At 63.5% G+C, this 21,266-nt stretch carries 18 protein-coding genes; 14 read left to right on the top strand and 4 right to left on the bottom strand.

The genetic code is table 11. The annotated features are described in order from the left end of the window. Positions 1 to 8: 8 nt before the first annotated feature. The 13 genes from murD to mutT all read left to right on the top strand — a co-directional run bounded on the left by murD (position 9) and on the right by mutT (position 15,795). Positions 9 to 1,370, top strand: coding sequence for a UDP-N-acetylmuramoyl-L-alanine--D-glutamate ligase (murD, locus tag AACZ17_RS02075; protein ID WP_290744675.1), 1,362 nt, complete (start codon positions 9 to 11; stop codon positions 1,368 to 1,370). Next, complete coding sequence (ftsW, locus tag AACZ17_RS02070; RefSeq protein WP_290744673.1) at positions 1,367 to 2,521, top strand: putative lipid II flippase FtsW; 1,155 nt, start codon at positions 1,367 to 1,369, stop codon at positions 2,519 to 2,521. The genes murD and ftsW overlap by 4 nt, the downstream gene beginning before the upstream one ends. Continuing rightward, positions 2,518 to 3,618 carry an undecaprenyldiphospho-muramoylpentapeptide beta-N-acetylglucosaminyltransferase gene (gene murG / locus AACZ17_RS02065; protein ID WP_290744671.1) on the top strand — a complete coding sequence of 367 codons (1,101 nt, stop codon included), beginning with the start codon at positions 2,518 to 2,520 and terminating at the stop codon, positions 3,616 to 3,618. The genes ftsW and murG overlap by 4 nt, the downstream gene beginning before the upstream one ends. Further along, positions 3,611 to 5,047 carry a UDP-N-acetylmuramate--L-alanine ligase gene (murC, locus tag AACZ17_RS02060; protein ID WP_290744669.1) on the top strand — a complete coding sequence of 479 codons (1,437 nt, stop codon included), beginning with the start codon at positions 3,611 to 3,613 and terminating at the stop codon, positions 5,045 to 5,047. The genes murG and murC overlap by 8 nt, the downstream gene beginning before the upstream one ends. Next, a complete protein-coding gene (locus tag AACZ17_RS02055) occupies positions 5,044 to 5,973 on the top strand; it encodes a D-alanine--D-alanine ligase (RefSeq protein ID WP_290744668.1) in 930 nt (309 codons plus the stop codon). The genes murC and AACZ17_RS02055 overlap by 4 nt, the downstream gene beginning before the upstream one ends. Further along, a complete protein-coding gene (locus AACZ17_RS02050; protein WP_290744666.1) occupies positions 5,966 to 6,805 on the top strand; it encodes a cell division protein FtsQ/DivIB in 840 nt (279 codons plus the stop codon). The genes AACZ17_RS02055 and AACZ17_RS02050 overlap by 8 nt, the downstream gene beginning before the upstream one ends. Before the next feature lie 22 nt (positions 6,806 to 6,827). Next, entirely contained in the window at positions 6,828 to 8,066 is a 1,239-nt protein-coding gene (gene ftsA, locus AACZ17_RS02045) for a cell division protein FtsA (RefSeq protein WP_290744664.1), read from the top strand. A 63-nt stretch (positions 8,067 to 8,129) separates the two neighbouring features. After that, positions 8,130 to 9,287 carry a cell division protein FtsZ gene (ftsZ, locus tag AACZ17_RS02040; protein ID WP_290744662.1) on the top strand — a complete coding sequence of 386 codons (1,158 nt, stop codon included), beginning with the start codon at positions 8,130 to 8,132 and terminating at the stop codon, positions 9,285 to 9,287. Between the two features lie 64 nt (positions 9,288 to 9,351). After that, positions 9,352 to 10,263: a UDP-3-O-acyl-N-acetylglucosamine deacetylase gene (gene lpxC, locus AACZ17_RS02035; RefSeq protein ID WP_290744661.1), complete on the top strand. Its 912-nt coding sequence runs from the start codon at positions 9,352 to 9,354 to the stop codon at positions 10,261 to 10,263. Positions 10,264 to 10,394: 131 nt separating this feature from the next. Further along, on the top strand, positions 10,395 to 11,327 hold the full coding sequence (locus AACZ17_RS02030; RefSeq protein ID WP_290744660.1) for a peptidoglycan DD-metalloendopeptidase family protein: 933 nt from the start codon (positions 10,395 to 10,397) through the stop codon (positions 11,325 to 11,327). An 83-nt stretch (positions 11,328 to 11,410) separates the two neighbouring features. Continuing rightward, positions 11,411 to 14,131 carry a preprotein translocase subunit SecA gene (gene secA, locus AACZ17_RS02025; protein WP_290744659.1) on the top strand — a complete coding sequence of 907 codons (2,721 nt, stop codon included), beginning with the start codon at positions 11,411 to 11,413 and terminating at the stop codon, positions 14,129 to 14,131. Between the two features lie 29 nt (positions 14,132 to 14,160). Beyond that, complete coding sequence (gene argJ / locus AACZ17_RS02020; protein ID WP_290744657.1) at positions 14,161 to 15,387, top strand: bifunctional glutamate N-acetyltransferase/amino-acid acetyltransferase ArgJ; 1,227 nt, start codon at positions 14,161 to 14,163, stop codon at positions 15,385 to 15,387. After that, positions 15,388 to 15,795: an 8-oxo-dGTP diphosphatase MutT gene (mutT, locus tag AACZ17_RS02015; protein ID WP_290744655.1), complete on the top strand. Its 408-nt coding sequence runs from the start codon at positions 15,388 to 15,390 to the stop codon at positions 15,793 to 15,795. 15 nt (positions 15,796 to 15,810) lie between these two features. On the opposite strand, the gene coaE is transcribed toward mutT, so the two are convergent. From coaE to pilB, 4 genes are read right to left on the bottom strand one after another with little or no spacing between them, the layout of a single operon-like run. After that, the gene (gene coaE / locus AACZ17_RS02010; RefSeq protein ID WP_290744653.1) at positions 15,811 to 16,425 is read right to left on the bottom strand and encodes a dephospho-CoA kinase; all 615 of its coding nucleotides are present in this window, start codon (positions 16,423 to 16,425) and stop codon (positions 15,811 to 15,813) included. A 28-nt stretch (positions 16,426 to 16,453) separates the two neighbouring features. After that, positions 16,454 to 17,320, bottom strand: coding sequence for an A24 family peptidase (locus AACZ17_RS02005; protein ID WP_290744651.1), 867 nt, complete (start codon positions 17,318 to 17,320; stop codon positions 16,454 to 16,456). A 10-nt stretch (positions 17,321 to 17,330) separates the two neighbouring features. Further along, entirely contained in the window at positions 17,331 to 18,548 is a 1,218-nt protein-coding gene (locus AACZ17_RS02000; protein WP_290744649.1) for a type II secretion system F family protein, read from the bottom strand. Between the two features lie 34 nt (positions 18,549 to 18,582). Further along, positions 18,583 to 20,301, bottom strand: a complete 1,719-nt coding sequence (gene pilB / locus AACZ17_RS01995) for a type IV-A pilus assembly ATPase PilB (RefSeq protein ID WP_290744648.1) — start codon at positions 20,299 to 20,301, stop codon at positions 18,583 to 18,585. 411 nt (positions 20,302 to 20,712) lie between these two features. Here pilB and AACZ17_RS01990 point away from each other — a divergent pair, with 411 nt between their 5' ends. Beyond that, a complete protein-coding gene (locus AACZ17_RS01990; RefSeq protein ID WP_290744849.1) occupies positions 20,713 to 21,162 on the top strand; it encodes a pilin in 450 nt (149 codons plus the stop codon). Positions 21,163 to 21,266 lie beyond the last annotated feature (104 nt).

Genomic DNA, 21,266 nt, shown 5'->3' with positions numbered 1-21,266 from the left:
CTGAGCGAATGGCACAGGGTCTCATAGCAAGCAGCGGCGACGAGGTGGTTTTCGGCCTCGGCGCGACCGGCTTGTCCTGCGCACGCTTCCTGCACCGCAGCGGCCGGCGTTTCGTGGTGATCGACACCCGTGAACAGCCCCCCGAGTTGGCCGTGCTGCAGCGCGAGATGCCGGATGTGCCGGTGTTTGCGGGCGCCATACCCGACGCAGTCATCGAGCAGGGTGGCAACTGGGTGGTCAGCCCGGGCATTGCACTGGACCACCCCGTCGTGGTGCGCGCACTGGCGGCAGGTGCCACCGTGTGTGGTGATATCGACCTCTTCATGGGCGCCGCGGAGGCGCCGGTCGTGGGTATCACGGGCTCCAACGCCAAGTCGACGGTGACTGCGCTGCTCGGTGAGATGGCGGCGGCGGCGGGCCTCAATGTCGGCGTGGGCGGCAATCTCGGCGTGCCGGCCCTCGATCTGCTGGCACCCGAGCGCGAGCTGTATGTGCTGGAACTCTCCAGCTTTCAGCTTGAGCGCGCTGCCAGCCTCGGCCTTGCCGTCGCAACCGTGCTGAATGTGTCCGCGGATCATCTGGACCGGCATGGCAGTCTGCAGCAGTACCACCAGGCCAAGCATCGGATTTTTCGCGGCTGCGCGCATGCCGTGGTCAATCGCGATGATCCGCTGACGTTGCCGCTGGTCGGTGCCGAAACCGCCGTTACCAGCTGGCGCCTGAAGGAACCCGAGCTGCACGGCTTCGGCCTGCGCCAGATCGACGGCCATGAGTGGCTGTGTCTGGGCTTCGATGCGCTGCTGACCGTGGAAGAACTCGGCATTCAGGGGCGTCACAATGTCGGCAACGTCCTCGCTGCGCTGGCGCTGGGGCAGGCGGCGGGGTTACCCATGGCGGCGATGCAGTCCGCGGCGCGCTCGTTTTCCGGCCTGCCGCATCGCTGTCAGCTGGTTGCGGAGCACGGCGGCGTGCGTTTCGTCAACGACTCCAAGGGCACCAATGTGGGCGCCACGCGAGCGGCCCTTCTCGGCTTTGGCGCCGGCCGCAATGTGATTCTGATTGCCGGCGGTGTCGGCAAGGGCCAGGATTTTCGCCCGCTGTGCCAGCCGCTGCAGGCCAGTGGCAAGGCCCTGGTGCTGATTGGCGAAGCCGCAGGGCAGATAGCGGATGCCGTGGGCGACCTGCTGCCGATACAGCGCGCCTCAGACATGCCCGATGCGGTGCGCCGTGCTGCGGCCTGTGCAGCGGCAGGCGACGTGGTGTTGCTTTCACCCGCCTGTGCCAGCTTCGACATGTTCAGCGGCTACCCGGCACGGGGTGACGCCTTTGTGCGGGCTGTCGCGGCATTGCGCGAGGGCGTGGACGCATGAGATTGACTCAGCCCCTGCACTTCGCCGTCGATCCCGCGCTGTTCCTGCTGGCACTCTCACTGCTGCTGGTGGGCCTGGTGGCCATCGGCTCCGCTTCGGTCGAATACGCAGACTGGCACTACCAGGACGCCTGGCAGCTGACCCGGCGTCACCTCGTCTATATCGTCATTGCCGTGGCTGCCGCCGCGGTGGTGTACCGCTTCCCCTCCAGCTTCTGGCTGAGAACGGGCTGGATGTGGCTGCTGGTTGGACTTGGCTTCCTGGTGCTGGTGCTGTTGCCGGGCATCGGCAAGGAGGTGAAAGGCGCCCAGCGCTGGTTGCCCCTGGGGCCGTTCACCTTCCAACCCTCCGAATTCGCCAAGCTCACCGTGGTGGTGTATCTCGCAGGTTACCTGGTGCGCCAGGCGCGGGAAGTACGCGAGCAGTGGAGCGGGTTCTTCAAGCCCATGGGCGTCTTGGCACTGGTCGCCCTGCTGCTCCTCGCCGAGCCCGATTTCGGTGCCACGGTGATTGTGGTGGCCACGTCGTTCGGCATGCTGTTCCTCGCCGGAATGAAGGTCACGCACTTCCTGGCCATTGTCCTCGCCAGTCCCATCGTCGTCGGTGCGCTGGTCTTTGCCGCCCCCTATCGTATGCAGCGACTCACCTCGTTCACAGACCCCTGGGCCGACCCTTTTGGCAGCGGCTTCCAGCTGATCCAGTCCCTGATTGCCTTCGGACGTGGGGAGTGGCTCGGCGTGGGGCTCGGCAACAGCGTGCAGAAGCTGTTCTACCTGCCCGAGGCGCACACGGACTTCGTCTTCTCCATCTGGGCCGAGGAGACCGGATTTGTCGGCGCCTTCGCCCTCATCCTGCTGTTTACCGCGCTGATCGCCCGGATTCTGTGGATCGCCCGGCAGGCCGAGGCAGCGGGCCAGCTTTTCGGCGCCTACGTCTGCTACGGCGTTGCCCTGGTGTTTTCCGGGCAGGCCTTTGTGAACATGGGGATGAGTGCCGGTCTCTTGCCCACCAAGGGTCTGACCCTGCCGTTCGTCAGCTACGGCGGCACCAGCCTGATTATCTGCTGCTGCATGCTCGCGCTGGTGCTGCGTATCGGCAACGAATTGCCCACGGCGGCGCCCCGCGCCCCGCGCAAAGGAGGTGCCGGATGAGCGAGGCGCCTCTGGTTCTGATGATGGCGGGCGGCACGGGCGGACATGTCTATCCGGCGCTGGCCGTAGCCGACGCCCTGCAGGCACGGGGCTACCGCATCGCCTGGACGGGCACAGCGCGCGGACTGGAAGCGCGGGTCGTGCCGGCGGCGGGATACCCCCTGCACCTGCTTCCTGTGCGCGGTGTGCGCGGCAAGAACCTCGCAGACACGGCGCTCGGCGCGGTGCTGCTGCTCTGGTCCTGCCTGCGCGCTGTGCACCTGGTGTGGCGTCTCGCGCCGTCCTGCGTGGTGGGTATGGGTGGCTACGTGGCGGGCCCCGCAGGTCTGGCGGCCTGGTTGCTGCGCAAGCCACTGCTGATCCACGAACAGAATGCGGTAGCGGGTACCACCAACCGTTTGCTGGCCCCGCTGGCCCGCCGGGTAGCGGCGGGTTTTCCCGGTGCGTTCCCGGCCGAGCGGGCGGTGACCGTGGTCGGTAACCCGGTGCGCCGCGCGCTGCTCGAGGCGGCCGACAAGCAGCTGTGGGATTACCACGGCCAGCGTCCGCTGCAGGTGCTGGTACTGGGTGGGAGCCTGGGAGCGCAGCCGCTGAACACCCTGCTTCCCGAGGTGCTGCGCCACTTGCGGCAACGGCTGGGTGATGACGCTGTGCGCGTCTGGCATCAGTCCGGGCAGGCGCACGTGGAGAGCCTGCGGGCCGACTACGGCACATTGCTGGATGCAGGCGTGCAGGTCAGTGCCTTTATCGAGGATATGGCGTCGGCCTACGCCTGGGCCGATGTCGTGATCTGCCGGGCAGGTGCGTTGACGGTGGCCGAACTGGCCATTATGGGCCGTCCCGCATTGTTGATTCCGCTGCCTCACGCCATCGACGATCACCAGACGGCCAATGCGCGCGCACTGTCGGATCGCGGTGCCGCGCTGATGTTGCGCCAGGCTGACCTGTCGGCCCGGGAGGTCGCCGCAACGCTGGCCGGATACATCAGCAACCCCAAACGCCTGGCGGCCATGGCGGCGGCCGCCTCCGCCGCGGCGCAGCCACAGGCAACAGCGCGGGTTGCCGATCTTTGCGAGGAGCTGATACGCCATGACTGAACGCAGCGCCTATACCGTGCCGGAAATGCGCCGTATCCGCAGGATCCACATGATTGGCGTCGGTGGCACGGGTATGAGCGGGATTGCCGAGGTCCTGGTCAACCTCGGCTATGCGGTGTCGGGCTCCGACCTGCGTCCCAGCTCCGTGACGGCACGCCTGCAACAGCTTGGCATCGAGGTCTTTATCGGCCACGCCGCGGAACACGTGCGCGACGCCGACGTGGTGGTCAGTTCCAGTGCCGTGCGCGCCGACAACCCGGAAGTGGTGGCAGCTCGCGCAGCGCGCGTGCCGGTTGTTCCCCGCGCTGAAATGCTCGCTGAGCTGATGCGCTATCGTCACGGTATCGCGGTGGCGGGCACCCACGGCAAAACCACGACAACGAGCCTGATTGCCGCAGTGTTCGCGGAAGCGGGCCTGGATCCAACGTTCGTCATCGGTGGCCTGGTGAATTCCGCCGGCAGCAACGCGCAGCTGGGAGCCAGTCGCTTCCTGGTGGCCGAGGCGGATGAAAGCGACGCGTCCTTCCTGCACCTGCAGCCGATGGTTACCGTCGTGACGAATATTGAAGCGGATCACATGGAAACCTACGGTGGTGACTTTGCGACCCTGCGCAGCACCTTCCTCGAGTTCCTCCACAACCTGCCGTTCTACGGGCTCGCCGTGCTCTGTGTCGATGATCCGGTGGTTGCCGGCTTGTTGCCCGACCTGTCTCGCCAGTTCCTTACCTATGGTTTCGATGAGGCGGCGGACTACCGCATCATGGATGTGCGCAAGCAGGGGTTGACCACCGAGTTCACAGTCTCGCGTCCCGGGGAACTGCCGCCGCTGTCGATACAGCTGAATATGCCCGGCGAGCACAACGTGCTGAACGCCACGGCGGCGATTGCCGTTGCCTGCGATGAGGGTGTGGATGACGCCGCGATTCAGCGCGGCCTCGCGGGTTTCGCGGGTGTCGGGCGTCGCTTCAGTGTGTTGGGTGAGCTGGCGGTGGCAGGCGGCAGTGCGCTGCTGGTGGACGACTACGGACACCACCCGACGGAAGTGCGCGCGACGCTGGAATCCGCCCGGCAGGCCTGGCCGGATCGCCGTGTGGTGATGGTGTACCAGCCGCATCGGTACTCGCGCACGCGGGACCTGTACGAAGATTTCGTGGCGGTGCTGTCGCGCTGTGATGCGCTGCTGCTGCTGGACGTGTATCCGGCCGGCGAGGAGCCGATTCCCGGTGCAGACAGCCGCAGCCTGACGCGGAGTATCCGCCAGCGCGGGCAGGTAGAGCCGGTGTTCGTGGAGAGTATCGACGAGGTTGCCAACGTCCTGTGTGGAATTCTGCGCGATGGTGATGTCGTGATTACCCAGGGCGCGGGCAACATTGCGCGGCTCGCGCAGGATCTCCAGACGCTGGGCAGCCTGGCGGAGGTTCACCCATGAGTTGGCAGCAGGCAAGCTCAGGACCGATGGCCGTGCTGCTGGGCGGTCGCTCTGCGGAGCGTGATGTATCGCTGCAGACCGGCGCAACCATTGTCGCCGCCTTGCGGGGCCTTGGCTGTGACGTGCGCGCCGTTGACCCGTCCACGACTGGCTGGGTGGCGCAACTCGAGGATGTGAGCTTCGCCTTCAATGCGCTGCACGGCCCCGGCGGTGAGGACGGTGTGATTCAGGGTGCCCTGGAAACCCTGCAGATTCCCTACTCGGGTTCTGGCGTGCTGGGTTCGGCACTGGCGATGGACAAACAGCGCAGCAAGCAGCTGTGGCAGGGCGTGGGGGTCAGCACCGGCGGTTTTGTGGTGCTTGACGCCGGCAGCGACTGGGAAGCGATCATCGCCCGTTTCGGTAAGGTGTTCGTAAAACCGGCCTGCGAGGGCTCCAGTGTCGGCATGGCGCCGGCGGCGACAGCGCAGGCACTGGCGCAGGCCTGGCGCAAGGCAGCGGCCTTCGGCGGCACCGTTCTGGCCGAGCAGTTCATCGATGGTCCCGAGTATACCGTTGCGGTTCTGGGGGACAGCACGCTGCCGTCGATCCGTATGGAAACCGATCGGGAGTTCTACGACTACGAGGCGAAGTACCTGTCGGACGAGACACGCTATCACTGCCCCAGCGGCCTGAGCGCAGAAGATGAAGCGGAAGCCAGCGCGGTGGCGCTGGCCGCATTTCGCAGCCTCGGCTGCTCAGTCTGGGGGCGCGTGGATCTGATGCGCGACCGCGACGGCCGCTTTTACGTGCTGGAAGTGAACACCATTCCCGGTATGACTTCGCACAGTCTTGTGCCGATGGCGGCGCGCGCGGTGGGCATGTCCATCGAGGTTCTGGTGCAACGTATCGTGGAATTGAGCTGGGAGGGCCGTGCGCATGGTTGACACGCGCAGGACCACCGCACACCGGCGCCGCAGCTCCGCGGGGGCGACCCGTCGTCGCGCCGTGCGCGCACCGCGGGCGGACATGCGCCCGGGACTGCGCCTGCTGGGTGGCTGGGTAAACCGCCTGCTGATCCTGCTGGGCGTCGGTGTGGTTTGTGTCGTGGGCCTGCGCGGCTGGATTGCCCTGCAGGAGCTTCCGGTGCAGCGCATTGCCGTGACGGGCAATTTGCATCGCACCCAGACCGAACTCGTGCAGGACATGGTGCAGCCCGCGCTGGTGGGCGGGTTCCTGAGTGCCAACCTGGAGGACGTGCGCGCGCGCCTGCAGGCGCTGCCCTGGATCTACCAGGTGAGCGTGCGGCGGCGCTGGCCCAGCACGCTGGAGATCAATGTGCAGGAGCAGCTGCCTATCGCGCGCTGGGGGCAGGGGGGCTTTCTCAACCATGAGGGTGAGGTGTTCCAGTCGTCCAGCGTGGCAGGTGAGGCATCGCTGCCGCGACTTGACGGCCCCGCGGGCTCCGCACGTGAACTGATTGTGAGCTACCAGCAGCTGGGCGAACTGCTGCAGCCCCTGGGACTGGTCCTGCATGCGCTGTCGCTGGATGAGCGCGGGCACCTCAGTGCCGAGCTCGACAGCGGTACGCAGCTGGCGCTGGGCAACGTGGACTTCGGCGATCGCCTCGAGCGCTTTGCAACGGTGTATCGACGTGAGCTGGCAGCGCGCTGGGACGAGGTCGAGCGCGTCGACCTGCGCTACGAGAACGGCATGGCGGTAGCCTTCCGCGAACCCGCGGTAGACGCCGCGCAACTGGCCAGCGTGGCCGAAAAATAATCGAGTGGGGAGTATCACTGCCATGGGCAGCGTTCAGGACAAAAGGATGATCGTGGGACTGGACATCGGCACCTCCAAGGTCGTGGCCCTCGTCGGCGAGATCGGTTCCGAGGGGGGGCTCGAGGTGGTCGGCATTGGCTCACACCCGTCCAAGGGTATGAAAAAGGGCGTGATCGTCAACATCGAATCCACGGTGCAGTCTATCCAGCGTGCCGTGGAGGAAGCGGAGCTGATGGCGGGCTGCCAGATTCACTCGGTGTACGTGGGCATCGCAGGTAGCCACATTCGCAGCCTGAACTCCCACGGTATTGTTGCCATTCGCGACCGCGAGGTACAGCCGCCGGATCTGGAGCGGGTGCTTGATGCGGCGCAGGCGGTGGCTATCCCTGCCGACCAGAAAGTGCTGCATATCCTGCCCCAGGAGTACGTCATCGATAACCAGGAAGGCGTCAAGGAGCCGCTGGGCATGTCCGGCGTGCGCCTGGAGGCCAAGGTCCACCTCGTCACCTGCGCAGTCAACGCGGCGCAGAATATCGAGAAGTGCATTCGTCGCTGTGGCCTGGAAGTGGAAGAGGTGATTCTCGAGCAGTTGGCCTCCAGCTACTCGGTGCTGACGGAAGACGAGCGAGAGCTGGGTGTTTGCCTGGTGGATATCGGTGGGGGCACCACGGATATTGCCATATTCACCGAGGGGTCTATCCGCCACACGGGGGTGATACCCATCGCGGGCGACCAGGTGACCAACGACATTGCCACGGCGCTGCGCACGCCCACCCAGCATGCCGAGGAAATCAAGATCAAGTACGCCTGTGCGTTGACCCAGCTGGCGGGCCCTGATGAAACGATCAAGGTGCCGAGTGTCGGTGACCGGCCCCCCCGCGATCTGTCACGGCAGTCGCTGGCGGAGGTGGTGGAGCCGCGCTACGACGAACTGTTCACCCTCATTCAGGGTGAGCTGCGCCGCAGTGGCTACGAGGAGGCCATCCGCGCCGGTGTGGTGCTCACCGGCGGCACGTCCAAGATGGAAGGCGTGGTTGAGCTGGCGGAGGAAATTTTCCACATGCCGGTGCGGGTGGGTTACCCGCAAACGGTGAAGGGGCTGAACGATATCGTGCGCAACCCGATCTACTCCACCGGCGTAGGCCTGTTGCAGTACGGCCAGAAGCAGGCCGGCGAGCGCGCCGGCAGTGCCCAGCGCAGCGTCGCCAGCGGTGATGGGCTGGTGGCGCGCCTGCGCAACTGGATACAGAGCAATTTCTGAAGTTTTTTTGCGGTAAACCGTCACGCCACGGCGTGGCCACATAAAGGAAAGGGGAGAAACGCTATGTTTGAACTTATCGACAACGTACCACAGAACGCGGTCATCAAGGTTATCGGTGTTGGCGGTGGCGGCGGCAACGCGGTCAAGCACATGATCGAGAACTCTGTTGAAGGCGTGGATTTCATCTGTGCCAATACCGATGCGCAGGCGCTCTCGGACATCCGTTCGAAGACCGTGCTGCAACTCGGAGGCGCCATCACCAAGGGCCTGGGAGCGGGAGCGAATCCGGAGATCGGTCGCGCGGCGGCACTTGAGGATCGCGATCGTATTGCCGATGCACTGCGCGGCGCCGACATGGTGTTCATCACGGCAGGGATGGGTGGCGGCACCGGTACCGGGGGTGCGCCGATCGTCGCGGAAGTGGCGCGGGAAATGGGTATTCTCACGGTGGCCGTGGTCACCCGGCCGTTCCCGTTCGAGGGCAAGAAGCGTCTGGCGATCGCGCTTGAGGGTGTGCAGGAACTGCAGCAACACGTCGATTCTTTGATCACCATTCCGAACGAAAAGTTGCTGGAAGTGCTCGGAAAAAGTACCAGTTTATTGGATGCCTTCAAAGAAGCGAATGATGTATTGTTGGGCGCAGTTCAGGGTATTGCCGACCTGATCATTCGTCCCGGCATGATCAACGTGGATTTTGCCGATGTACGTACGGTCATGTCCGAGATGGGCATGGCGATGATGGGAACCGGCTCTGCCCGCGGTGAAAACCGCGCCCGTGAGGCGGCAGAGCGTGCGATCAACAGCCCGCTGCTGGATGATATCGACCTCCGCGGAGCGCGCGGCATTCTGGTGAACATCACCGCGGGTCTGGATCTGTCGCTTGGCGAGTTTTCCGAAGTTGGCGACACGATCGAGGAATTTGCGTCGGATGACGCGACAGTAGTGGTCGGCACCGTGATTGACCCGAACATGACCGACGAACTCAAGGTCACGGTGGTGGCGACAGGTCTGGGCAGCGAGGTGGCACGTGCGGCGCCGCTGCAGGTAGTGGGCACCACGCCGCGTGCAGCGGTTGTGGCAGCAGATGAAGAGCCCGATTACCGCGATCTGGAGCGGCCGACCAAGATGCGTCGCGCCATGTCAGCCGGTGGCGAGGCCGCGGCGATGGCGAGTGACGATTATTTTGACATCCCCGCATTTTTGCGGCGCCAGGCGGACTGACGAGGCATAGCCGACACACCATCGGCTGCCGCGGAGGGTCCGGGGCAGAGGAGATGGTGAAGGTATGATTCGACAGCGCACATTACGCAATGCCATCAAGGCAACGGGCGTCGGTTTGCACACGGGTGAGAAAGTGTATCTCACCCTGTCGCCTGCCCCCATTGATGCGGGTATTGTATTCCGCCGCGTGGACCTCGACCCGGTGGTCGAAATCCCTGCGCGCGCAGAAAATGTGCGGGAGACCACGCTCTCGACCACGCTGATCGCCAACGGCGAGAAAGTGTCGACCGTGGAGCACCTGCTGTCGGCGATGGCGGGGCTGGGCATCGACAATGCCTTTGTCGATGTCAGCGCGTCGGAAGTGCCGATTATGGACGGCAGTGCGGGCCCGTTTGTGTTCCTCATCCAGTCCGCGGGAATCGAGGAACAGAACGCGGCGAAGAAATTCATTCGCATCAAGCGTCCGGTTACGGTGGAAGACGGGGACAAGACAGCCAGCTTTCTCCCCTTTGATGGCTTCAAGGTCTCGTTTTCCATCGAATTTGATCACCCTGTTTTCCGCGAGCGGTCACCGCACGCGGAAATCGACTTTTCCAGCACCTCCTTCGTCAAGGAAGTGAGCCGCGCGCGCACCTTCGGATTCATGCACGAAATCGAATACCTGCGCTCCCAGGGGCTGGCCCGTGGCGGCAGCGTCGACAACGCCATTGTGGTGGACGAATACCGCATCCTGAACCAGGACGGCCTGCGCTACGACGACGAGTTCGTCAAACACAAGATTCTCGACGCGATCGGCGACATCTACTTGCTCGGCTACAGCGTTATCGGCGAATACCGGGCACACAAGTCCGGTCACGCACTCAATAATGCCTCACTGCGGGCCCTGATCGCCCAGCCTGATGCCTGGGAAATGGTGACCTTCGAGGATGAGGCCACCGCGCCGATTTCCTACTCGCTGAGCCCTGCCGCCGCCTGATACCCCCTGCCCAGGGCCGCTGGCGCGCCCGCCACGCCCCTCGGTGCCCCGGTCGGTGCCGCAAATTGCTATTGGTAATATTCCCGTGACTATGGCACACTCGCGCGTCAGTTCATTGCAACCGGTTGCCAATGAAGGTCATCCTGATAAGCCGCAAACACGGCGGGTCCCGCTCTCTCGAGCTGGGTCGCTGGTCACGCGCCCTGCTGTCCCTGTGCTGTCTGGGGCTGCCGCTGGGTATGGTGGCACTGGGCTATTTCGTCGGTCAGGAGTCCCAGGCGCGCGACCTGCGCGACAATTCCCTGGACAGCCTGCAGGATGAGCTGGCCACCCAGTCAACCGAGCTGGAGGGCCTGCGCCTCGAGGCCGAGCGCAAGCTGCAGGCCATGACCCTGAGTCTGGCGGAGCTGCAGGCGCGAATGACGCGCCTCGACGCCCTCGGCGAACACCTCACGGCCATGGCCGATCTGCAGGACGGCGAGTTCGATTTCAGCCAGCCCCCGGCGGTCGGTGGTCCCCTCGCGGCCGATTCCAGCGTTGAATACCTTGCTCCTGACCTGACCGGCGAGCTGCAGCATTTCGCCGAGCGCCTCACCGAGCGCGAACAGCAGCTGGAGATTCTCGAGTCGCTGCTTACCCACCGGAAGCTGGATGAGGAGGCCTGGGTATCCGGCCGTCCCGTGGAAAAAGGCTGGGTGTCGTCGGGTTTTGGCGTACGCACGGATCCGTTTTCGGGCAAGCGTTCCGCCCACTACGGCATAGACTACGCTGGCAAGGCGGGGTCCAATGTGATCGCGGTGGCCGGTGGCGTAGTGACCTTTTCGGGCAACGACCGCAACGGCTACGGGATGATGGTGGAAGTCTCCCACGGTGACGGGCTGGTCACGCGTTACGCCCACAATCAGTCCAATTTGGTAGAGCCCGGCGACCTCGTACGCAAGGGCCAGCCCATAGCCCTCATGGGCTCCAGCGGGCGCGCTACCGGCCCCCACGTGCATTTCGAAGTGTACAAGCACGGCCGTCCTGTCGACCCCTCCAGCTACGTGCGTCGCACACGACGCTGAACCTCCCATCGCGCAAAAATCGTTTCCCGCCGGGTATCACACCGGGCGGGTGAAGCCCTGATGTCTAACGCAGTGACCCTTTAATGATTACGACTACGATGAAGAAAATCTTCGGCACCCGCAATGATCGGGAGCTGAAGCGCCTTGGCAAGATCGTGCGCAAGATCAACGCACTGGAAGAGGCTATGCAGGCGCTGGACGATGCCGCCCTGGCGGCCAAGACCGGCGAGTTCCGCCAGCGCCTGGCGGATGGCGCGACGTTGGACGACATTCTGCCCGAGGCCTTCGCGGTCACTCGTGAGGCGAGCCAGCGCACGCTGGGCATGCGGCATTTTGATGTGCAGCTGATTGGTGGTATGGCGCTGCATGAGGGCAAGATTGCCGAGATGGGTACGGGCGAGGGCAAGACCCTGGTGGCCACCCTGCCGGCCTACCTGAATGCCCTGTCAGGCAAAAGTGTGCACCTGATTACGGTCAACGATTACCTGGCCGGGCGCGATGCGCAGTGGATGTCTCCGCTGTACCGCTTCCTCGGTGTGTCCGTCGGTGTTGTTCGCTCCGGGCAGACCCAGGAGCAGAAGCGCGAGGCGTACCAGGCCGATATCATTCACGGCACCAACAACGAATTCGGCTTTGACTACCTGCGCGACAACATGGCGTTCCGGCTTGAGGACAAAATGCAGGGCGAGCTCAGTTTCGCCATTGTCGACGAAGTTGACTCTATCCTGATCGACGAGGCGCGCACCCCGCTGGTGATTTCCGGGGCTTCCGAGGACAGCTCGGCCCTGTACCAGCGCATCAACAAACTGGTCCCCCTGCTGAAACGTGATGTGGAAGGGCAGGAAGGCCACTACACGGTCGACGAGAAACAGCGTCAGATTGAGCTGACCGAGATGGGCCACGAGTACGTCGAAGAGCTGCTTACGGGTGAGGGGCTGCTGCAGGAAGGCGACAGCCTCTACGCTGCGACCAACCTGAACCTGCTGCACCATGTGTATTCCGGCCTGCGCGCCCACGCACTGTTCCATCGGGACGTGGAGTACATTGTACAGGGCGACCAGGTGGTGTTGATTGATGAGCACACCGGCCGCACCATGGCCGGCCGCAGACTCTCCGAAGGTCTGCACCAGGCCATCGAAGCCAAGGAAGGCGTGCGTATCCAGAACGAGAGCCAGACCCTGGCCTCGACCACGTTCCAGAACTACTTCCGGCTGTACAAGAAACTGGCGGGCATGACCGGCACCGCGGACACGGAAGCGTTCGAGTTTCGCCAGATCTACGGCCTCGAGGTGCTGGTGATTCCGACCAACAAACCGCGGCAGCGGAAGGATCTGAACGATCTGGTCTACCTGACACGCGAAGAGAAATTCGACGCCATTGTCACTGACGTCAAGGATTGTGTGGAGAAAGGCGCTCCCGTGCTGGTGGGCACCGCGTCGGTGGAAACCTCTGAAGAGCTGTCGCAGCGTTTCCGCGCCGCGAAGATTCCGCATAAAGTCCTCAACGCGAAATACCACGAACAGGAAGCGGAGATCATTGCCCAGGCCGGGCGCCCGGGGGTGGTGACCATCGCCACCAACATGGCGGGCCGGGGCACGGACATCGTGCTGGGTGGCAGCCTTGAGGCGGAGCTGGAGTCACTGGGTGAGGTATCCGATGCGCAGCGCGCCGAGCTGACCGAGGCCTGGCGTCAGCGCCACGAGGCGGTGCTGGCTGCGGGCGGCCTGCATATTCTGGGTACTGAGCGACACGAGTCGCGGCGCATCGATAATCAGCTGCGCGGTCGTGCCGGGCGCCAGGGCGACCCCGGCCTGTCGCGGTTCTACCTGTCACTCGAAGACAATCTCATGCGCATTTTCGCCTCTGACCGGGTGAAGAGCTTCATGCAGGCGCTGGGTATGGAAAAGGGCGAAGCGATAGAACACCGCATGGTGACCAACGCCATTGAAAAGGCGCAGCGTAAGGTCGAGGGGCGCAACTTCGACATTCGCAAGCAGTTGCTCGAATACGATGACGTGGCCAACGACCAGCGCCAGATCATCTATCAACAGCGTAACGAGTTGCTGGGCGAGGCGGATATTGCCGAAACCATCACCGCCATTCGCGAGGACGTGGTGAACGAGGCGATCTCCAGCTACATCCCGCCGATGAGCGTCGAGGAGCAGTGGGATGTACCTGGCCTGGAGCGTCAGCTGGAGGCGGAATTTGCCGTGACGCTGCCGCTGCAGCAATGGCTGGACGAGGACGACAGCCTGCACGAGGAAGCACTGCGCGAAAAAATCATCGCCGCGGTGCAGGAAGCCTACGACGCCAAGTGTGCGGACGTTGGGCCGCCCATGCGCAAGATCGAAAAGCAGATCATGCTGCAGGTGCTGGATACGCTGTGGAAAGATCACCTGGCGACCATGGATCATCTCCGGCAGGGCATCCATCTGCGCGCCTACGCGCAGAAGAATCCCAAGCAGGAATACAAGCGTGAGTCCTTCGCGTTGTTCGAACAGCTGCTGCAGAGCCTCAAGTATGAGGTCATCAAGTTCCTGAGCCACGTGCAGATCCAGCACCAGGACGAGTCGGCGCTGATTGAGGCGCGCAGACGCGAGGCCGCGGAGCGCGAGAAGCTCGCCTTTCAGCACGCCGCGGCCTCGGCCATGGCGGAGGAAGCCCTGGCCAGTGGGGCGGCGGAACCGGCGCCGGCGGAAACGCCTCAGACCTTCACCCGCGAGCAGCCCAAGGTGGGGCGCAACGAACCCTGCCCCTGTGGCAGCGGAAAAAAGTACAAGCAGTGCCATGGGCGCATCGATTGAGCCGGGTGGCGTAGCGGGAGAGCAACAGCATGGCAGTGGGTGAAGCACGCCTGGGGGAGTTGCTGTCGGTACCGGGCCTGCGCCTGGCCACAGTTTCCGCGGGCATAAAGAAGCCGGGGCGGCGCGATGTCGTGCTCATGGAGTTGGCCGCCGGTAGCCATGTGGCGGGAGTTTTCACCCGCAACGCCTTCTGCGCGGCGCCGGTGGTGGTGGCGAAGGAGCATCTGGCGGCCAGTCAGCAGCGGCCAACCTACCTGTTGGTGAACACGGGTAATGCCAATGCGGGTACCGGCGAAGCCGGTCTCGCTGATGCGCGACGCTGTGCCGCGGCCGTTGCTGAACGGGCCGGCGTAGCGCCCGAGTCCGTGCTGCCGTTCTCCACCGGCGTCATCGGGGAGCCGTTGCCGGTGCAGAAAATTATCGACGTGCTGCCGCAGGCGCTGGCGGCGTTGCAGGTGGACGGCTGGCTGGATGCTGCCCACGGCATCATGACCACCGATACCCGGCCCAAGGCCTGCTCGGTGCGGTTCAGCTGCAACGGGCACAGCCATGTGTTGACCGGCATCGCCAAGGGCGCCGGCATGTTGCGGCCCAACATGGCGACGATGCTGGCCTATCTTGCGACAGATGTAGCGGTCAGTCCTGCAATCCTGCAGGCTCTGCTCGCCGAGGCGGTGGAGCTTTCGTTCAACCGCATCACGGTGGACGGGGACACCTCGACCAACGACGCCTGCATGCTGGTGGCCACTGGCGCGGCGGGCAACCCGCCGTTGCGGTCGACCGACGATCCTCTTTACGATGTTTTGCGCAACGCCTTGCAGGAGATCTGCGTAGACCTGGCCCAGGGCCTGGTGCGTGACGGCGAAGGGGCCAGCAAGTTTGTCACGGTGCAGGTCAATGGGGGCGCACAGGAGCAGGAATGCCTCGACGTGGCCTTTACCATCGCCCACTCACCGCTGGTGAAGACGGCGCTGTTCGCCTCCGATCCAAACTGGGGGCGCCTGCTGGCGGCGATCGGCCGCGCTGGCCTGGTAGACCTCGATGTCACCCGCATCGCCGTGTACCTGAACGATGTGCTGATTGCCGAGCAGGGGTGCCGTGCGTCCAGTTACACCGAACAGCAGGGTGCCGCGGCGATGGCACAGGAAGACATCACCATTCGCATCGAACTGCAGCGCGGTCCTGCCACAGCGACCGTGTGGACCACAGACTTCTCCTACGACTATGTACGCATCAATGCGGAGTACCGTACCTGAATGGCCGCAGTGCACGTTGCGGTTGGCGTGGTGCTGGATGAACAGCACAGGGTACTGATCAGCCGCCGTGCCAGTGCGGCGCACCAGGGTGGGCTGTGGGAGTTCCCCGGCGGCAAGGTCGAGCCCGGCGAGTCTGTGGAGCGGGCGCTGGCGCGGGAGCTGCGCGAGGAACTCGGTATCGGTTTCGCGAGCTCACAACCTTTACTGCTCGTGCCCTTCAACTACGGCGACAAGGCGGTGCTGCTGGATGTGCACCTGGTGACGGAGCTGGAGGGCAAGGCGCGCGGGCTGGAAGGGCAGCCCTTGCGTTGGGTGACGGCAGAGGAGCTGGCTCGCTACGAGTTTCCGGCCGCCAACGTGCCTATCGTCAGCGCTGTTCGCCGGCGGCTGGGGGAGCAGGCGGGTTAGTGTGGCATGACCGTGTCAGTGTTGCCGCGCTTCCTCCGCACGCTGCAGAAACTCCTTGTGCAACTCGGCGACCACCGCGTCCAGTGCCTCCAGTGACCCGCTGTTGTCAATCACAATGTCTGCCCCTGCCAGGCGCTGCTGTCTCGGCAGCTGCGCGGCCATGATGCGCTTCACCTGGTCCTCGTCATTGTTGTCTCGCTGCACCGTGCGCGCCAGCTGCATCGCCTCCGGGACATCCACGACAACCACCAGCGTGGCGAGATCGCGCTGGGTAGCGGATTCCAGCAGCAGTGGCGAACTGAGCAGGGTGTAAGGGCTGCGCGAGGCGGCCAACTGGCGCTGGATCTCCTCACCGATGAGGGGGTGGGTCAGCTGCTCCAGCCACTTGCGCTCTGCCGGGTCGGCAAACACGATACGTCGCAGCGCAGCGCGGTCCAGGCTGCCGTCACCCTGCAGCAGCTCGGAGCCGTAGCGCCGGGCAATCGCCGCCAGCGCCGGTGTGCCGGGCTCCACGACGATGCGTGCCGCCAGATCCGCATCAACCACGGTGATGCCCTGACGGGCGAAGCGATCCGTGACCGCGGTCTTGCCGCTGCCGATGCCGCCGGTAATGCCGATAATCAGGCTCATGTTGTCTTCCATCGTCGGACTGGCCCTGTCAGGCGGGCAAGCCGTTCGCGCCCAGCCAGGCCTGAAGAATGGACTCACCCCAGATCAGGGCCAGCCACCCGGCGGCCGCCAGGTAGGGCCCGAAAGGCATGGGAATATCGCGGCCCCGGCGCGCGATGACGATCAGCAGAATGCCGACCACGGCGCCCACCAGCGAAGACAGCAGGACTACCAGCGGCAGTGCCTGCCAGCCCAGCCATGCCCCCAGCGCTGCCAGCAGCTTGAAGTCTCCGTAGCCCATGCCTTCCTTGCCGGTTACCAGCTTGAACAGCCAGTACACGCTCCACAGGATGCCATAGCCAGCGATTGCGCCGAGTACGGCATCGGTAATAGGCACGAACGTGCCATTCAGGTTGAACGCCAGTCCCAGCCACAGCAGGGGCAGGGTAATGTCGTCGGGCAACAGCTGGGTATCAAAGTCTATCAGGGTGAGGGTGATGAGAGCCCAGGTCAGCAGCACGGCGCCGGCCAGCTGCCAGCTGGGGCCGTAATGCAATCCCAGCCAGAGTGTGATGAGTCCGGTGGCCGCTTCCACCACGGGGTAGCGCGGGGAAATGCGCGCGCGGCATCCGGCACAGCGGCCCCGGAGCAACAGGTAACTGATCACCGGGATGTTCTGCCAGGGGCGCACCGGTGCCTTGCAGTGCGGGCAGTGGGAGTTGGGTGCGGCCAGGCTCAGAGGCTCTGCGTCGGTGACGGGTTGCTCCAGGAGTTCGCAACACTCCCGGCGCCACTGCGCCTGCATCATCAGCGGCAGCCGATACACCACCACATTGAGGAAGCTGCCGACGACCAGGCCCAGCAGCAACAGGCAGCTTGCCAGCCACCCGGGCTGCGCCAGGAATACGTCCAGCACCCGCGCTGGCCTAGATCACCGAACCCAGCATGAAGATCGGCAGGTACATGGCGATCATCAGGCCACCGACCAGCACGCCGAGCACCGACATGATGATGGGCTCCATCAGTGAGCTGAGGCTGTCTACCGCGTTGTCCACGGCTTCCTCGTAATGCTGCGCGACCTTGTCCAGCATGTCGTCCAGCGCGCCGGACTCCTCGCCGATAGATACCATCTGCAGCAGCATGTTCGGGAACAGGCCGGTGGCGCGAATCGCCTGGTACAGCGTGGTGCCGGTGGTAACGTCGTCGCGAATCTGCATGATCGCCTTGCTGTACACCGAGTTGCCCGCAGCGCCGGCGGTAGAGGTCAGGGCGTCCACCAGCGGCACACCGGCGGCGAAGGTTGTCGCCAGGGTGCGGGAAAAGCGGGCCACGATCGCGTCGTGCACAATGCCTCCCACGACCGGCAGGCGCAGGGCGAGTCGATCCAGTGCCTCGGCAAACGCCACCGAACGGTGTTTGGCCTCCTTCATGCCGTAGCCGACGGCAATCATGCCAATGAGGATGATAAACCACCACTCCTGCATGAAATTCGAGAGCCCCACCACCATCAGGGTGAACGCCGGCAGGTCGGAGCCGAAGCTGCGGAAGGTATCGGCAAACTGCGGTACCACCTTGATCAGCAAAATGGCGGTCACCACGATGGCCACGATCACCACCGCAGTCGGGTAGGTCATGGCCTTTTTGATCTTGGCTTTCAGCTGCTCGGTTTTTTCCTTGTAGGTGGCGACCCGGCTCAGCATGACTTCCAGCGTGCCCGAGGCCTCGCCGGAGGCGACCAGGCTGCAGAACAGATCGTCGAACTGGCGCGGGTACTTCGCCAGCGACGGCGCCAGGCCGGAACCGGAGGCCACATCGTTTTTGATGCTTACCACCAGCTCGCGCATGCGCGGCTTTTCGAGTCCTTCCGCGACGATGTCGAAGCTCTGTACCAGCGGTACACCGGCTTTCATCATCGTGGCCAGCTGGCGCGTGAAAATGGCGATGTCTGCCGGCTTGATCGGCTTGCCGCTGCCACCGAACAGGGGCTTGGCCTTTTTCTTGACCGTTTTCGGCTTGATGCCCTGGGTGCGCAGCTGCGCGCGGGCAACGCCCGAGCTCTGTGCGGTGATCTCACCCTGTGTCGCGCGCCCGTTGCGGTCGACGCCGTTCCACACAAATACGTTTTTTGCCGCGTTGGTAGCCATAGTCTCGTCCGTTTAGCACGTGGTTACGCAGTGTCTAGTCTGTGGTCACCCGGTTCACTTCTTCCAGGCTGGTCATACCCTTGAGTACTTTCAGCAGCGCCGACTGGTGTAAATCCGGAAAGCCCTCCGCGCGCGCCTGCTTGTGGATTTCCATGGCGTTGCCCTGAGACAGAATCAGCTGGGCGATGGTCGGGGTGATACGCACCACCTCGTAGATACCGACCCGGCCTTTGTAACCGTCCTTGCAAAGGTCGCAACCCACAGCCCGCCGGATATCGGCGTTGGCCAGCTGTTCCTCGCTGAAGCCCGCCTTCAGCAGCACCTCGGTGGGCAGTTCGGCGGGTTCGCTGCATTCCTTGCACAGGCGACGCGCCAGCCGCTGGGCGATAATCAGGTTGACCGAGGTGGCGAGGTTGAACGAGGGCACACCCATGTTCAGCAGGCGCGTCACGGTTTCGGCGGCGCTGTTGGTGTGCAGGGTGGACAGTACAAGGTGACCGGTCTGGGCCGCCTTGATGGCGATTTCCGCGGTTTCCAGGTCGCGAATCTCACCGACCATGATCACGTCCGGGTCCTGGCGCAGGAACGAGCGCAGGGCCTCGGCAAAATTGAGCCCCACCTTGGGGTTCACGTGCACCTGGTTGATGCCTTCCATATTGATTTCCACCGGGTCCTCCGCGGTGGAAATATTCCGCTCCGGCTGGTTCAGCAGGTTGATACCGGTATACAGCGAGACCGTTTTACCGGAACCGGTGGGACCGGTAACCAGAATCATGCCCTGGGGTTTGCTCAGCGCATCCAGGTACATCTTCTTCTGGTCTTCCTCGTAACCCAGTGCATCAATACCCATCTGCGCGCTGCTGGGATCCAGAATACGCAGCACCACTTTCTCGCCGAACAGCGTGGGCAGTGTGTTGACCCGGAAGTCGATGGCCCGGTTGCGGGACAGCTTCATCTGGATGCGCCCGTCCTGCGGCACCCGCCGCTCGGAGATGTCCATCTGCGACATGATCTTCAGACGCGCGGCCATCCGTGCCGACAGGTTCTTGGGCGGCTTGACCACTTCGCGCAGAATGCCATCGGTGCGGAAACGCACCCGGTAGTTCTTCTCGTAGGGTTCGAAGTGAATGTCCGATGCACCCTGCTTGATGGCGTCCACGAGCACCTTGTTGATGAAGCGCACGATCGGGGTCTCGTCGACACCGTCTGAGCCCGCGTCCTCCTTGCTGTTGTCATCACCGGTGGAGATATCGATATTCTCGAAGTCCTCCGATTCCAGGTCACCCAGCCCCTCGGTGAGGTTGTCATGGGACTCCATCCAGTCCGTGATCACCGCGTTCAGGCTGCGTTCCTCGACGAGGATGGCATCGGTGTTGACGCCGGTGTGGAACTTGATTTCGTCCAGCGCAGCCAGGTTGGTGGGGTCCGACACGGCGATGAACAGGCGGTTGCCGCGGCGGAACAGGGGCAGGGCATGGTGCTTGGTAACGAGGTTGATATCCACCAGGCCGCTGGGCAGGGTCGCCAGGTTGAAGGCGCTGATGTCAAACAGTGGCACGCCAAACTCGTTCGAGGCGATCTCCGCAATGCGGTGGCTGTCGAGGCTTAGCTTGTCAACGAGGTACTTGACCAGGGGAACCCGCTGGTAGGTCGCCTCGCGCTGCGCTTCCTTGGCGGCCTCGGCGCTTAGCAGACCCTCCACCACAAGGCGGCCCGCAAGGCCACTCAACTGCCCGATTGCTCTTTCGTTCATCCTGCCTGCATCCCTGGGGGTCGCATTATTTTGTCAATACTCTAGCCAAGTATACCCAGAGAAAGTTCATGCTAATACCCTGAAGCGGCCGTAAAAGCATGATTTTATATGGATTTTTGCCCAAATTTGGCGCGGTTTCGCCCGCCGTGCGACAGGCTGAGTCACCGCCGGACTGACAATAAACGTCACATCCGGCCGCTTTGTGACCCAAATTGGTCAGGTGTGCGGCGGGCAGGGAGGCGTTCCAGTGCGCGTCTGAATCGTAACGCCATGTTTTATAAACAAATATTTATCCGACTGGGCTCCCGTGCTTGATTGGCACGCTTCATGCTTCCTCTGACTCGCAACGTGCTCTTCGAGCAAGCGTGCGGACCAAACACCCCTCAGGGGACAGGAGTAAGGAACATGAAAATGCAGAATGTACAAAAGGGTTTTACCCTGATCGAACTGATGATCGTAATCGCGATCGTGGGCATCCTGGCGGCTATCGCGCTGCCGGCCTATCAGGATTACACCGTGCGGGCGAAGATGTCCGAGCCTCTGGCGACGCTGGCTGAAGCGAAGACGACGATTGCTGAGTATTATTCGGCCAATGGGTATCTTCCACTAAATGCCAGCGTGGCAGGAATAAATTCCAACCCTGACAAAGAGATCGTGGCCTCAATTCTGTACGACTCAACGAGTGGCCCGTTGCTGACGGCGCGCGTAACCTCCGCAACGATTCCTGGTGGTGGCAGTGGCACTGCTCTCGAGTTTTTGCTCTCTGGCACCACTCGTTCAGATCGTAGCATTGATTGGAAGTGCAAGCCCCAAACCGGCGGTATTCTGCCCAAGTACCTTCCGGCTAACTGCCGCGGCTAACGTTTAGCTGAGTACCAAAAGCCCGGCACCGCCGGGCTTTTTTTCGCCCACAGTTTTTGTCGGTATGGTAAGGCGTTGTACACTGCGGCTCCCCCGCGTTCAGA

The organism is uncultured Haliea sp. (assembly GCF_963973825.1).
Lineage (GTDB): Bacteria > Pseudomonadota > Gammaproteobacteria > Pseudomonadales > Halieaceae > Haliea.
The sequence above is the reverse complement of the archived record's forward strand: the minus strand, read 5'-3'. Positions and strand labels throughout refer to the sequence as shown.